This window comes from Pseudobutyrivibrio sp. UC1225 (genome assembly GCF_900115215.1).
Lineage (GTDB): Bacteria > Bacillota > Clostridia > Lachnospirales > Lachnospiraceae > Pseudobutyrivibrio.
Window position 1 is genome coordinate 77,530 of the sequence record NZ_FOVQ01000007.1, and the last position, 14,273, is coordinate 91,802.

The 14,273-nt window shown below is 39.9% G+C and carries 12 protein-coding genes; all 12 read left to right on the forward strand.

Going from position 1 to position 14,273, the window contains the following annotated elements:
• Positions 1–35: 35 nt before the first annotated feature.
• The 12 genes from BMZ41_RS10175 to BMZ41_RS10230 all read left to right on the forward strand — a co-directional run bounded on the left by BMZ41_RS10175 (position 36) and on the right by BMZ41_RS10230 (position 14,271).
• Positions 36–2,447: a clostripain-related cysteine peptidase gene (locus BMZ41_RS10175; RefSeq protein WP_090529295.1), complete on the forward strand. Its 2,412-nt coding sequence runs from the start codon at positions 36–38 to the stop codon at positions 2,445–2,447.
• 315 nt (positions 2,448–2,762) lie between these two features.
• Complete coding sequence (locus BMZ41_RS10180) at positions 2,763–3,683, forward strand: ECF transporter S component (protein WP_090169625.1); 921 nt, start codon at positions 2,763–2,765, stop codon at positions 3,681–3,683.
• 65 nt (positions 3,684–3,748) lie between these two features.
• Positions 3,749–4,936, forward strand: coding sequence for a bifunctional phosphopantothenoylcysteine decarboxylase/phosphopantothenate--cysteine ligase CoaBC (coaBC, locus tag BMZ41_RS10185; protein WP_090529298.1), 1,188 nt, complete (start codon positions 3,749–3,751; stop codon positions 4,934–4,936).
• 254 nt (positions 4,937–5,190) lie between these two features.
• Positions 5,191–5,388 (forward strand): hypothetical protein, encoded by a 198-nt coding sequence (locus tag BMZ41_RS10190; protein WP_143071343.1) that lies wholly within the window; start codon positions 5,191–5,193, stop codon positions 5,386–5,388.
• An 85-nt stretch (positions 5,389–5,473) separates the two neighbouring features.
• Positions 5,474–6,301 (forward strand): hypothetical protein, encoded by an 828-nt coding sequence (locus tag BMZ41_RS10195; protein ID WP_090529303.1) that lies wholly within the window; start codon positions 5,474–5,476, stop codon positions 6,299–6,301.
• Between the two features lie 118 nt (positions 6,302–6,419).
• Positions 6,420–7,781, forward strand: coding sequence for a hypothetical protein (locus tag BMZ41_RS10200; RefSeq protein ID WP_090529306.1), 1,362 nt, complete (start codon positions 6,420–6,422; stop codon positions 7,779–7,781).
• 23 nt (positions 7,782–7,804) lie between these two features.
• Positions 7,805–8,467, forward strand: a complete 663-nt coding sequence (locus BMZ41_RS10205; RefSeq protein WP_090529309.1) for a ribulose-phosphate 3-epimerase — start codon at positions 7,805–7,807, stop codon at positions 8,465–8,467.
• The gene (locus BMZ41_RS10210; protein WP_090529311.1) at positions 8,464–9,177 is read left to right on the forward strand and encodes an IspD/TarI family cytidylyltransferase; all 714 of its coding nucleotides are present in this window, start codon (positions 8,464–8,466) and stop codon (positions 9,175–9,177) included. The genes BMZ41_RS10205 and BMZ41_RS10210 overlap by 4 nt, the downstream gene beginning before the upstream one ends.
• Positions 9,140–10,201 carry a galactitol-1-phosphate 5-dehydrogenase gene (locus BMZ41_RS10215; RefSeq protein WP_090529316.1) on the forward strand — a complete coding sequence of 354 codons (1,062 nt, stop codon included), beginning with the start codon at positions 9,140–9,142 and terminating at the stop codon, positions 10,199–10,201. Before BMZ41_RS10210 ends, BMZ41_RS10215 begins: the two co-directional genes overlap by 38 nt.
• Positions 10,202–10,450: 249 nt before the next feature.
• Positions 10,451–11,890 carry an AAA family ATPase gene (locus BMZ41_RS10220; protein WP_028247533.1) on the forward strand — a complete coding sequence of 480 codons (1,440 nt, stop codon included), beginning with the start codon at positions 10,451–10,453 and terminating at the stop codon, positions 11,888–11,890.
• Positions 11,891–12,563: 673 nt separating this feature from the next.
• Positions 12,564–13,088 (forward strand): hypothetical protein, encoded by a 525-nt coding sequence (locus BMZ41_RS10225; protein ID WP_090529319.1) that lies wholly within the window; start codon positions 12,564–12,566, stop codon positions 13,086–13,088.
• Between the two features lie 88 nt (positions 13,089–13,176).
• Complete coding sequence (locus BMZ41_RS10230) at positions 13,177–14,271, forward strand: hypothetical protein (protein ID WP_090529322.1); 1,095 nt, start codon at positions 13,177–13,179, stop codon at positions 14,269–14,271.
• The last annotated feature ends 2 nt before the right edge of the window (positions 14,272–14,273 follow it).

A 14,273-nucleotide genomic window follows, 5' to 3' on the forward strand; every position in this document is an offset into this window, starting at 1 on the left:
TGCTACACCTCCTTTGTTTTGGGAGGAAGAAAGAAATGGCAGACAGACCAGTATCAAGAAAGAAGAATGTAACCGGTTCTGGTTCGGTTAATCGCCGTGGTAGTGGACTGGGAAGCGGTCCCGTAGGCGGAGGCGCAGGAGGTCATGTGCCAGGAGGTTCTGGCTCTGGAGGTTTTAGTGGAAATCGTGATGGTGGCTATGGCGGAGGCGGTGGTCTTGGAAAGCTTATTATCATTGCACTTGTAGTATTACTAGGCGGTGGAGGCGGTCTTGGTGCGTTCCTTGGGGGCGGCTCAGGCGGAACTGGTACAGGCTCTCTTTCTGGGGATAGTGCTACAAGTACCATAAATACAATTGGTACGATGGCGTCTCTGCTTCTAGGTAGTGGAGGCTATACGAGTACGGCTGCCAGTGGAAATTCCAGCTGGAGTAGCAAGGCCAATACGGGAATTCTTGATGAAACAGTGGCTGAGGGGGCCCGTCAAAAATATACGTTACTTAAAGGTGATGGTAAGGACACAACTACTATCATGGTTTACATGTGTGGTACTGACCTGGAGTCCAGAGGAGCTATGGCTTCAAAGGATTTGCAGGAGATGCTTAATGCTACTGTCGCAGATAATATCAATCTGATTGTTTACACGGGAGGCAGCGCTGGTTGGAAGAATAATTTTGTAAGCAACAAAACTAATCAGATATACCAGATAAAAAATGGGAAGATGAATTTGATTAAGGATAATCTCGGTGATCTTCCTATGACTGATCCTAATACTCTTTCAAGCTTTATCAAGTGGGGTGCTCAGAATTATAAAGCTGACAGATATGATCTTATTTTCTGGGATCACGGCGGTGGCTCAGTAACTGGCTATGGTTATGATGAAAAGCATAGAGAAGCAGGCTCTATGAATCTTGCAGGAATCAATAAGGCTCTTACAGATGGCGGTTTGAAGTACGACTTCGTGGGATTTGATGCGTGCCTTATGGCAACTGTAGAGACTGGTTTGATGCTGGATGCCCATAGTGATTACATGATTGCATCAGAGGAAACAGAGCCTGGTATCGGCTGGTATTATACAAACTGGCTTACAGAGCTTTCAAAGAATCCATCTATGTCTACCTTGGAGATAGGCAAGAATATCGTTGATGATTTTGTGGCTCAGTGCGGACAGCAGTGTGCAGGTCAGAAGACTACATTGTCTGTAGTTGATTTGGCTGAGCTTACAGCAACCGTGCCAGAGGATTTAAAGAGCTTTGCAGATTCGACAGCAAGTCTTATCGACAAGAAGGAATATAAGGTTGTTTCAAATGCCCGCTCATCAACAAGAGAATTTGCTACCTCTTCAAGAATAGATCAGATTGATTTGATTGATTTTGCAATCAAGATGGACAACGAGGCTGGAACAGAGCTGGCGTCATCTCTTAAGGGGGCAGTAAAGTACAACAAGACATCAAGCAATATGACTAATGCCTACGGTCTTTCAATCTATTTCCCATATCGTCAGACCAGCAAGGTGGACAATATGGTGGATACCTATGATGAAATAGGTATGGACGAAAGCTATAGTAACTGCATTCAGAAGTTTGCATCGATGGCTTACTATGGACAGAATTCAACAACCTATGATTCGAATCCAGCCAGCATGCTGTTCGGAGCCGGAAATACTGATGTTAATACCATGAACTCGCAGGCAATAGCCAGCATATTAAATGCTTATCTATCCTCTTCAGGTAGTTCATCTCCTAGATTTTTGAATAATGGAGTATCGGTAGATGATGCAGCAGAGTATATAGCAAATAACAATATTAGTAATGTTGCAAATATGGAATGGACTCTGAATTCTGCTGGGCAGCAGGTAATCTCTTTAGATGAAGATCAGTGGGAGAACGTGCAGGAGATAGAATTTTCTACATTTGTAGATGATGGAGAGGGCTATATCGACCTTGGCTTAGATAATGTATTTGAGTGGGATGATGACAATAATCTTATCGCAAATACAGATAGAAGCTGGCTTGCAATCGATGGTCAGATAGTGGCTTATTATCACATAGATACTACTGGTGATTCTAGCAATTATACAATTACAGGACGTGTCCCAGTACTCCTTAACGATGAGAGGGCAGATTTGATTCTTGTGTTTGATAGCGAGCATGAGGATGGCTATGTGGCAGGTGCTACCTATGACTACAAGGATGGTGAGACAGAGGTTATTGCAAAGAATCTTACAGAGCTTGAGCCTGGGGACACACTTGATTTCATAAGTGATTATTATGATTATAGTGGCAGATATACCGATAGCTATTTCCTTGGCGAGCAGATGACTGTTAGCACTGCCATGGAAGATATGAAGATTTCAAATCTTGTAATTGAGGATAAGGATATATTGATTTCATATGTCTTTACCGATATATATGGTAACAGCTACTACACCGAGGGACTATCGGAGTAGCTGATGATTCTATTCTATAGATGTGTGGAGACTTCATGCTGATGTAAAGGAAACATCAGCATGAATCCTGCACAGCAGGACATAATTCCTAAAGGAATTTTGGTCAGAGTAAAGTATGAGCTTTTCTGATGAAAAACTCATACTTTCAGAAGTCCAGACAAGATCCAGAGCGACTTGTACCGGGCTTTTGACACATATGAATCTATGTGATAGAATTCATGTGCTGTTAAAATTTTATCAATTTAATTAGCTTGCAAATAACTGTTTTAACAGGAGGAGACCCGCCTAAGGGCTTCTACCAGAAGGAGGAAACATATGCAAAGCAACAATTCTAAGACCTATGAGCTTGTGCTCACAGCGTTATTCGTAGCCATTATTGTAGTTATGGCTTCAACACCACTCGGATATATTCCACTCGTAGTTATCAATGCAACAACACTTCATATTCCAGTTATCATTGGTTCTTTATTCTTAGGACCAAAGAAGGGAGCTTGCCTCGGCGGAGTATTTGGTATCACAAGCTTTATCAAGAGCTCACTTACACCTACTCCATCAGCTTTCGCATTCTCACCAGTGGCTGCACTTACAATGCTTCCACATGATACTGTAGGACAGGCAATCGCACTTGTTTTCAAGAGCACATTCATTGCTATCGTTCCTAGAATTCTTATTGGTGTAGTTCCTTATTTTGTATACGTAGGAATCAAGAAGGCAATCAGCTCAGAGAAGAAGGTAGTTTACGGTTCGATCATCAACGTAATCATCTCTTTCATCATGGGATTTGGTGTATTCGCTTTCTTCAATAAGATGATTTCTGAAGGTAAGGTAGGATTCTCGGTTACAGCTGCTCAGGTAATCGGCGCTGTTGTTGGAATCGCAGTATTCGTAGCTATCGAGTATTTATTTATGAATAAAGATGCTAAGGCACTTGGATTTATCACAGCTGGTATTTCTGGTGCTATGACAAATACACTTCTTGTTATGGGAAGCATCTATGCATTCTACAGAATCCCATATTCAGAGGTTCTTCAGATCGACCCAAGTGCTCTCATGGGAGTAATTGGCGGAATCATCAGCTTCAACGGTGTTATCGAAGCTATCGTTGGTGCGGTAATCGTTTACCTTGTTGGCATTGTACTTGATAAGATTAAGCCAGCAGGTGTATATTCAGGAAAGAAGTCTGGCAAGGTTCAGGCTGTATCAGAGGTTAAGACTGCTGAGTCTATGGCTCAGTAGGAGACTTCATCAAGTAAGCTAAGATATAAAACAGCAATACGATAGTCCGGAGGTAATAAGGAATTATGTTAAAGGGTAAATGCGTGGTACTTGGAGTAACAGGCTCCATTGCAGCATATAAGATTGCAAATCTTGCATCAGCCTTAGTGAAATTAGGCGCTGATGTTAATGTCATCATGACTAAAAATGCCACCAATTTTATCAATCCAATTACCTTTGAAACATTAACTAGCAATAAATGTCTTGTGGACACTTTTGACAGGGATTTCAAATTTAATGTTGAGCACGTGGCTTTGGCAAAGCGTGCAGACATTTTCATGGTTGCACCAGCCAGCGCTAATGTCATAGGGAAGATGGCACACGGAATCGCTGACGATATGCTCACTACTACTATTCTTGCTGCAAAGTGCAAGAAGCTTGTGAGCCCAGCCATGAACACAAATATGTTTACAAATCCTATCGTCCAGGACAATTTGGAAACACTTAAGAAATATGGCTTCGAGATTATTCAGCCAGCAAGCGGATATTTGGCATGCGGAGATACTGGTGCAGGAAAGATGCCTGAGCCAGAGGTATTATTACAGTACATACTTAGAGAAATCGCTTTCGACCACGACCTCGATGGGAAGAAGGTTATGATAACGGCAGGGCCTACTCAGGAGGCAATTGACCCAGTCAGATACATTAGCAATCACAGCACTGGAAAGATGGGCTATGCTATCGCTAGAGCGGCAATGCTTAGGGGAGCAGAGGTTACACTCATAAGCGGTCCAGTGGCTATCCAGCCACCTATGTTTGTAGATGTAGTGAATATCAAGAGCGCTGCCGAGATGGCTGAAGCAGTGAAGTCTCGAGCAGGGGAGATGGATATAATAATTAAGAGTGCAGCAGTGGCTGACTATCGACCAGCAACTGTAGCTGCGGAGAAGATAAAGAAAAAAGATGGTGAAGCTTCTTCTATTGAGCTTGAGCGCACAGAGGATATTCTTTCTTACCTGGGCGCAAACAAGAAGTCAGGCCAGTTTATTTGCGGATTCTCCATGGAAACGGAAAACATGCTGGAGAATTCCAAGGCCAAGCTCAAGAAAAAGAATGTGGATATGATTGTAGCTAACAACCTGCGCACTGCAGGAGCAGGCTTCGGCACAGACACCAATGTGGTTACATTAATCACAGCGGACGATGCCCGCGAGCTTCCTATCATGTCTAAGGACGATGTAGCCCAGGCTATATTGGATGAGATAGTTAAATAATTATGATTGATTTGGACCCATGCGAGCATGGGTCCTTTTTTGGTTGGAGTTATTAACGCTTTACAATTGTGTAATATCGTGGTATTCTGTAACGGTTCATTAAGAACCATTCATTAGACTTATATTTTTTATGGTTTGCGAAGTTCATTCGCAGATAATTTCCCACATTTTCTTAATATTATAGGTGTTTGCTGAGTGTTTTTGGTTGGCACAGGTGGCTGTAAGAGCTGGTAAGCATATAATTTTGGAGATTATTGAAAAATTATATGCTTGGAAGGCGATTTTGGTCTTTGGGAAAGGGCAGGCGCGCATATAATTTTGAAGGTTTTTATGAAATTATATGCTTGGAAGGTGGGTTTTGGCTTGTGGAAAGAGTAGGTGCACATATAATTTTGAAGGATTTTGAAAAATTATATGCTTGGAAGGTAGATTTTGGGTTGAGGAAAGGGTAGGTACACATATAATTCTAAATATTTCTGCAAAATTATATGTGCAAGGGTAATTGTGAAGAAGATGTAATGGTAGTTATGGAGTAGCATGAAAGAAAATAGTAATAAGAATAAGATTTTATTTGATGATAGATATATAGAGAACATAGCGGCGCGAAGGCTCTGTGTTGAAGAATTGATAAAGGATTTGGAAGGAGAAATAAAAAAGGCTCCAGAGGGATCATTAAGGATTGTAGATAAAAAGAGTTACGTGCAATATTACTGGTGCAAGGATTGTAAAGATACTAATGGAGTGTATATTCCAAATGAAAAAGTGAACATAGCTAAGGCTTTGGCACAGAAGGAATATAACAGGAAAGTGTTAAAGCTGGCGCAAAGGGAGAAAAGTATCATTTCCAAGTATGATGCGTTCTTAGGAAAAGAATCTTATCAGAAGATATATGATGATATGCGTGATGCTAAAAAGAAGATTGTAGAGCCAATACATCCTGAGGTGAAAGAGTTTATTCAGTCATGGCAAGCTGAAGAATATGAGCCGATGCCATTTATGGATAATACGGAGTTTTATTCAACAAATGGAGTGAGGGTTCGATCAAAATCTGAGTTGATAATAGCTAATTTATTGGAACAATATGATGTTCCCTATAAGTATGAGAAGCCCCTAATACTAAAGGGAAAGGGAACAGTTAGACCTGATTTTGTGTGTTTGAATAAAAGCCAAAGGAAGGAATATATTTGGGAGCATTTTGGGATGATGGATGATTATGATTATGCTAACAAGAATATCTTGAAGCTTAATGTGTATCAGCAAAATGGATATTATTTAGGGGTGAATATGATTGCATCCTTTGAGACTTCTCAACAACCAATTAGCTCGAGAAATATTAAGAGCATGATTGAGAAATATCTTCTGTAATTGTGATAATTCCGTGTAATCTTTGCAAATCGTTGAATATAGCCACGGTTAAACCTATAATATTCATATAATAACATTTGGGTATTTTCGCTTTATTGTCTATACATGGGGAGTTGGGATGAGGAAGCAAGGGTTCAAGCAGGTAGAGAATTATATCGAGCTGTTTCGGAAGCTCTGCGAGGGTGTTTGTCAGGAGCTGAACCGGAAGGAGTCTGGAATTTCTAAGGCCTGTGAGTACCTAGAAATGGCACAGCAAAAGGCCATCGATTTAGGAAATTTTATAGAGGAAACTGAAGGTGAGGGACATAAGACAGTGTCTCACCTAGAGGAATATTGCGAAGTTCTCTTTCAGATACATGAAGAAATTCAGTCTGAGAGAGGACTTTCTGCGTCTTCGGCGAAAGGAAGAATAGAGCATTGTATAAACGAAATTGATAAAAGTGCACACACAGATATCCTTATAAGAAAAGTGGTAGTATTTCTTCCGTACAAGGCGTCTATGTGGGATTCACTAGAGTCGGTGTGGATGAAAGCAAGGGATGATGAGAATATCGATGATTTTGTGATACCAATTCCTTACTTCGAGAGAGATGCTGAAGGTGGATTGAATAAGATGTTCTATGAGGGCAATCAGTATCCCGATTATGTGCCGGTTACGGATTTTCAGAAATTTGATTTCGAGGGGATTCATCCTGATGAAATATACATTCATAATCCGTATGATGAGTGTAACTACGTCACAAGTGTGCATCCATTTTTCTATACACAGAATCTAAAAAAATTTACAGATAAGCTAATTTATATTCCTTATTTTGTATTGGCGGAGCCAGATTTGGATAACGAAGTGGAGATGGAGCATATATACAATTTTGCTTTGACTCCAGGAGTGGTTTATTCAGATGAGGTTATCCTGCAGTCGGAAAAGATGAAGCAGGCATATGTTCAGTGTCTTGTAAAAAGGTTTGGTGAGGAGAGTAGAGCAACTTGGGAGAGCAAAATCAAGGGAACAGGATCTCCAAAGTTTGATCGAATCCTAAAGCTAAAGGAACAGCCGCAGGAGATACCGGAGGAATGGAAAAAGATAATATATAAACCTGATGGCACAAAGAAGAAAATCGTCTTTTACAATACAGGCGTTGTAGCCATCCTTAATCAGGAAGAAAAGATGATTAAGAAGATAAAGGATGTATTTGAGGTTTTCAAGGAAAATAAGGATGATGTGGCGTTGTTGTGGAGACCGCATCCGCTTATTGAGGCTACCTTGGAAAGTATGGTGCCAGATATTTTGGAGGAGTACAGGGAGATAGTAAAGCAATATAAGGCTGAAGGATGGGGGATTTATGATGACACCTCCGATATGAACAGGGCGATAATTATTAGTGATGCCTATTATGGGGATGGCAGTAGCATAGTACAGCTTTATGAAAAATTGGAAAAACCGATAATGATACAAAATACAGAGGTTTTGTGTTGCGAATAATGTGATTGTGGGAGAGGGGAGCTATGGAGTTTGAATTAAATGCGTCTATGATGTGCGCTAACTATGGTCACTTGGCACGGGAGATAAATGAACTGGAGGAGGCGGGAATTGATTCCTTTCATATCGATATTATGGATGGTCGATTTGTGCCTAACTTTGCAATGTCGCTGAACGATTTGAGCTATATTGCAAGCGTGACATTTAAGCCGATGGATGTGCATCTCATGGTTGAGCACCCAAATAACACCATTGATTTGTTCATCAGAAATCTTCGTAAAGGCGATACGATTTACATTCATCCTGAGGCTGAGTATCATCCTTCCACAACTTTGCAGAAGGTCATAGATGCAGGAATGGTGCCAGGTATTGCCATTAATCCGGGTACAAGTATAGAGACGGTTAAGGAGATGCTGAAGATTGTAGATAAGGTACTTGTTATGTCTGTAAATCCAGGTAACGCGGGTCAGATGTACCTGCCTTATGTAGGTGAGAAAATCGATAAGCTCTTAAAATTAAAGGAGCGTTATGGCTTTAAAATATATTGGGATGGAGCCTGCTCGGGAAATAAGATTGTAGAGTTTGCACCGAAAGGGGTAGATGGCTTCATTCTGGGAACCACGTTACTTTTCGGACGAGGACGTAGTTATAAGGATATTTTGGCAGATGTTAGGAAGTTAAGATTATGACGGTTGCGATTTTGCTTTCCGGTGGAAAGGGCAGCAGAATGGGGACTGAAATTCCAAAACAGTACATCACTGTGGAGGGGGTTCCGATTTTGGTCTATTGCCTTGAGACGCTGAACAAAAGTAAATATATAGACAAGATTCAGATTGTAGCTGATAAGCAGTGGCACAAAGGTATTATTGGCTGGCTGTCGCAGTTTGGGCTTGAGGATAAATTCTTGGGTTTTTCTGCGCCGGGAGAGAATCGACAGGAATCTATTTGGAGTGGGCTGAATGATGTAAAGCGAGTGGTATCAGATGATGATTATGTATTTATACATGACGGGGCGAGACCTTTGTTGTCGCAAGCTATGATAGAGGAATCAATCCGTGGAATGAATGGATATGATGGTGTGATTCCGGTACTTCCAATGAAGGATACAGTGTATATGAGCAAGGATGGCGAGTGCATAGATTCTTTATTGAAGAGAGATGAGATCTATGCGGGGCAGGCTCCAGAGACATTTGTGTATGGAAAGTATTTTGAGGCTAACAAGGCATTGGTGGACTCTGGAGAAATCAAGCAGATAGTGGGATCCACAGAACCTGCCGTGATGGCGGGGATGAGGATGCATTTGATAGCCGGGGATGAGAGGAATTTCAAGATAACAACAAAGGTTGATTTGGAGAGATTTCATGAGAGCATTATTGCTGAAAGAAGTAGGAAAAATTAAAGTAGAGGAAATTGAGAAACCTTCCCCAAAACAGGGGGAGGTTTTAGTGAATGTGAAGGCATGCGGAATCTGTGGGTCGGATATTCCAAGGGCTTATAAAGATGGCGCACATAACATGCCGCTTGTGATAGGTCATGAGTTTTCAGGACAGGTGGAAGCTGTTGGAGCAGGAGTGTCAGATGAATGGATAGGCAAGCGAGTAGGAGTCTTCCCATTGATTCCATGCATGGAATGTATGTGCTGTAAGATTCGTAAATACGAAATGTGTAAGAACTATTCTTATTTAGGGTCACGTAGGGACGGTGGATTTGCGGAGTATGTGACTGTACCTGAATGGAATCTGATTGAGCTGCCAGATAAGGTACACGTTGATGTGGCTGCGATGCTTGAGCCTATGGCTGTGGCTGTACACGCTATTAGACAGGTATGGACCGATGAGCTTGATTTGGAAAAAGCCAATGTAGTTGTGATGGGGCTTGGAACAATAGGTTTATTTGTAACCATGTTTTTAATGGACATGGGAGTTAAAAACGTATATACGATAGGAAATAAGGAATTCCAGAAAAATAAAGTTATGGAGTTGGGAGTTCCTGAGGATAGATATTTTGACGGCTGCAAGGGTGACGCTGTGGAGTGGATTAACGTAAATACGAATTCACATGGAGCAGATGTTTTCTTTGAATGTATTGGAAAGAATGAGTCGTTGAACGTGGGAGTCGATGCTGCTGCGTCTAATGGAAGGATTTGCACAGTGGGAAATCCACATTCGGATATGGAGCTCGAGAGAAATGTGTACTGGAAGATTTTGCGAAACCAGCTAACAATTATGGGGACCTGGAATTCTTCTTTTACCCACGAAAAGGAGGATGATTGGCACTATGTGTTGGAAAGATTGCAGCAGGGTGATATACATCCTGAGAAGTTTATAACTCATAGATTTGAGCTAGATAATATAGTGGATGGTTTCGAGCTTATGAGGGATAAGAAAGAGGAGTATGTGAAGGTGATGTGGGCCAGCCGCTAAAATCGGCTGGCCATTTTAAATTATAGGTTCAATGACATGTAATGATTTTAACAATAGAATATGAATAAGGGTAATTCATTCTAAAAAAGAAATGTTTTGTTTACATTTGTTTGCAGCTGAATATCACATAAAAAGTGAAAGATAAACGGCTGCTAACAGCATAAAAATATAATTGACAGCTGAATATAACGCGAATTATAATAAAACAAGAAGAGATAGTGTTATGATAGCGTAAATGAGGATATAGATATGATAGGAAGAAATAAAGAAGTTGCTGAGCTGCTTGAACTATATGCTGGGAATAAAGCTGAACTTGTTGCGGTTTATGGTAGGCGTCGTGTTGGAAAAACATACCTTATAGACGAGACGTTTAGGGATAAAATAACCTTTAGGCATGCTGGTCTTTCACCTGTGGAAATGAGTAATGATCATCAAAAGAATCAACCGTTAAAAAAACAGTTGGAAGCGTTTTATTATTCTCTAATAACGCAGGGGATGAAAAAAAGCCATTGTCCAAAGGATTGGCTCGAAGCTTTTTTTATGCTGGAAATGCATTTGCAAAGTATAGATAATGGCGCCAGACAGGTTATATTTTTGGATGAGTTACCATGGATGGATACACCTAAATCAGGATTTATCACTGGCTTCGAAGCATTTTGGAATAGCTGGGCTTGCCACAGAAATATTATGGTTATTATATCTGGAAGTGCTAATTCTTGGATGGAAAATGAGCTTATAAATAATCATGGTGGCTTATATGGGCGTGTTACATATGAAATAAAACTTTCTCCATTCACGCTTAAGGAGAGCGAGATGCTTTTAAAAGAGCGCGGAATATCACTTTCTAGATATGATATTGTTCAAAGCTACATGATATTTGGCGGAATACCATTTTATTTGAACTATTTTAAACGTGGAAATAGTTTAGCACAAAATGTGGATGATTTGTTTTTTTCAAAAGGGGCAAAATTATCACAAGAGTATAATAGACTATTTTCATCTATATTTACTAACCCTGATGCGGTAAAGACTATTGTGAAGCTGCTTTCTAAGCGTAGTAAAGGATTTACCAGAAAGGAAATAGTTAGTGAGGCTGGATTGTCAGATGGAGGCTCTCTATCAAAGAGTCTTAACGCGTTGATTGCAAGCGACTTTATCATAAAATATACACCATTTGAATGCGGTAAAAGGGAAGAACATTATAAACTAGTTGATCCGTTTTGTATTTTTTATATAAGATTTGTGGAAAATAAGGATTCAATAGAAAATGGATTTTGGTTACAGAATATTGAGGCTCAGTCAATCATAACATGGAGAGGATATGCATTTGAAAATGTATGTTTTAATCATATTCCTGAGATTAAGCGTGCTTTGGGAATAAGTGGAGTGAATACTTCTGAGTCAGCATGGACGAAAACAGGAGATGGTGAGAGAGGTACTCAGATAGATTTATTAATACTTCGAAAAGATAACATTGTTAACATGTGTGAAATGAAATTTTATAGTGATTATTTCATGGTTGACAAAGATTATGATGCAACGCTAAGGCATAGACAAAATTTACTGTATGAGAAACTTCCTAAGAAGAGCGCGATACATAATACTCTTATTACAACATATGGAGTTAAGGACAATGAGTATAAATGGTCGTTTGAGAGGGTTATTACTTTGGAAGATCTTTTTGCCTGAAACAAGATTTTTAATAAACAGTTGTAGCACCGCCGGTTGGCGGTGCTTTTTTAACCACAGTTTCAATGATTTTCATTATTATAGACTGGCTTTACAGCTGAATATCCACATAAAAGTGCAGGATAAACAGCTGTGAACGGTATAATATAGTGTTTACAAGCTAAATATATCAAAAAATATAGATAATAAAAAGCTTATTTGTTTGAGTAAGGAATGGAAAGGACGAAATATATATGATAATCGGCTGGCATTTCTTATACCCTAAAAATCTGATAGTTTTAAGAAAATTCGCAACATTCTGTGAAAAGAGGAGTATTTTCCGACAAAATGCGGTAAAATAGTAGAACAAATAAGTATGTAAATGGTTTATCGCAGCTTGATAAATGAATATAGATAGGGCGCCATAAAACTCCTTGAAACGTTTCCCAGAAAATAGAACAAAGTTTTCTCGCAAAATGCCAAAAACAACCACGTCGTTTTTGTGAACTGTTACAAAAGATTAAAAGCAATGAAAAAATTAACAGTTTTTTAACAGATAGGGTTTATTATAATCACACTCACACCGATATAGATACTATAAGGGGGTGAGTCGCGCGGAACAAGAACGCAAAGATTTAAAACTTAATATTGTAAGAATGGAGAATGAACACAGAAGAATTTGGAGGGCTTAGACGTGTCAGAAAATACAAACAGCAAGGGAAGTAACGGTTTGAAAATTGCGATAGCAGTTGGCGTAGTTGTTATAGTAGCTTTGTTGGGAGTAGTAATCTTCCTATTAGTAGGAAAAGACAAAGAAGAGCCTGAAAGAAGAAATGTGGTCGTTACTCAAGACAATGTAGAGGAAGTCGTTAAAGAAATGGAAACGGCACCTTCAGTAGAGACAGGTTATTATGAGGCATCAATGAACACAACATGGACGTTTGCTACGGGTTCTGACGTATCAGAAGATGCATATGTTGCAAATGTAGAAGGAAACACAAATGATGTGTATTTTGATGTTGTCTTAGCAGAGGACGAAGCTCAGGTGATTTACAAGTCGCCGGTACTCCCAAGGGGTAGCGAACTGGAGAACATTGCACTTGATACTCCATTAGATGCGGGAACGTATAATTGTGTATGTATCTATCATCTTATTGATGAGGAGCAAAAAACGATTAGTACGGTCCGCGTAGGTATCACTATTGTTGTGAACCAATAAGCTTGAAAATTAAATATTGGGGAACTTAGTAACAAAGCACTCTGCCATGGATGGTGGAGGAAGGTTATGTTTTCAAGGAGGAGACGATATGAAGTTAAAAAGAATTTTAGCAGTTGCAATGGCAACAATTATGGTTATGGGAATGTCCATTACAGCGTTTGCTGATGAACCAGCTACAAATGGAACATCAGAAGGTGCAGGTACTTCTGAAGGTCATGTTGAGAAGAAAGCAACTAGTGTTATTTTACCAACAATTGCATCAGGAACAACACCTTTTGCATACACTATGGATCCTGAAGGATTAGTAGTAGCAACTGCTCATGGAAAATATGGCAATGATGTTGTATTCCCTGCAACCGGTGATACCCATGTATATTTTGACAATGGAGATGATGCCAGTGGTAAGAAGCAGTATTTAAATTCTAGTGCAGCACAAACAGTAATAAATAAGAGTAGTTATGCTATTAATGTAACGGTTAAAGCAGAAGCTGTGGCAAGTGCAGGTGGAAAGGATATTCCGTTAGCAGCAAAGGCTGATTTAACAAGTGCAACAGCAGCAGCTTTGTACTTAGGATTAATAGTGGGAGAAGAAGATGCGGTAGAAATTACTGATACAGCAGCTACAAAGACTGTTAAACTTGATGGTACACCTGCGAATTTTAAAGTTGCAGTTACGAGCACAGGCAATGCATACGAGTATAGAGAATTAACTCTCACCGAGTATAAAGCTCTTGATGGAAATAGCTCTAAAACTCAGGATGATTTTGATGCTACATGGGCAAATGTAGATTTTTCTGTTGAAGGTGCAACTACAGAGAATTTAGCAATTGCAGCTGATACAACAGCTCCTAAGCTTAAAGTTACATGGTCATGGGAAGAAGCTCCAACAGATGTAGCTCCTTCTATTGCAACAACAACTTATACATTAACAGCAAATGCAGCACTTAATGTTCCTGTAAGTCTTGGTGCAGGAAGTTTAGCTGCAACAGGTATTGCTTCTGTAAAGAATGGCGCTTCAGCTCTTCCTACAGACGCGTGGTCATACAGCAATGGCGTATTAACATTTACCGCAGCAAGAGTTAATTCTATCGCAAACGCTAAAGTTAGTAGAACATATACAGTTGTCTTCAACGATACAGCAGGTACATCAGTTGATATTACCTTAGATGGAACTGGTAATTAATA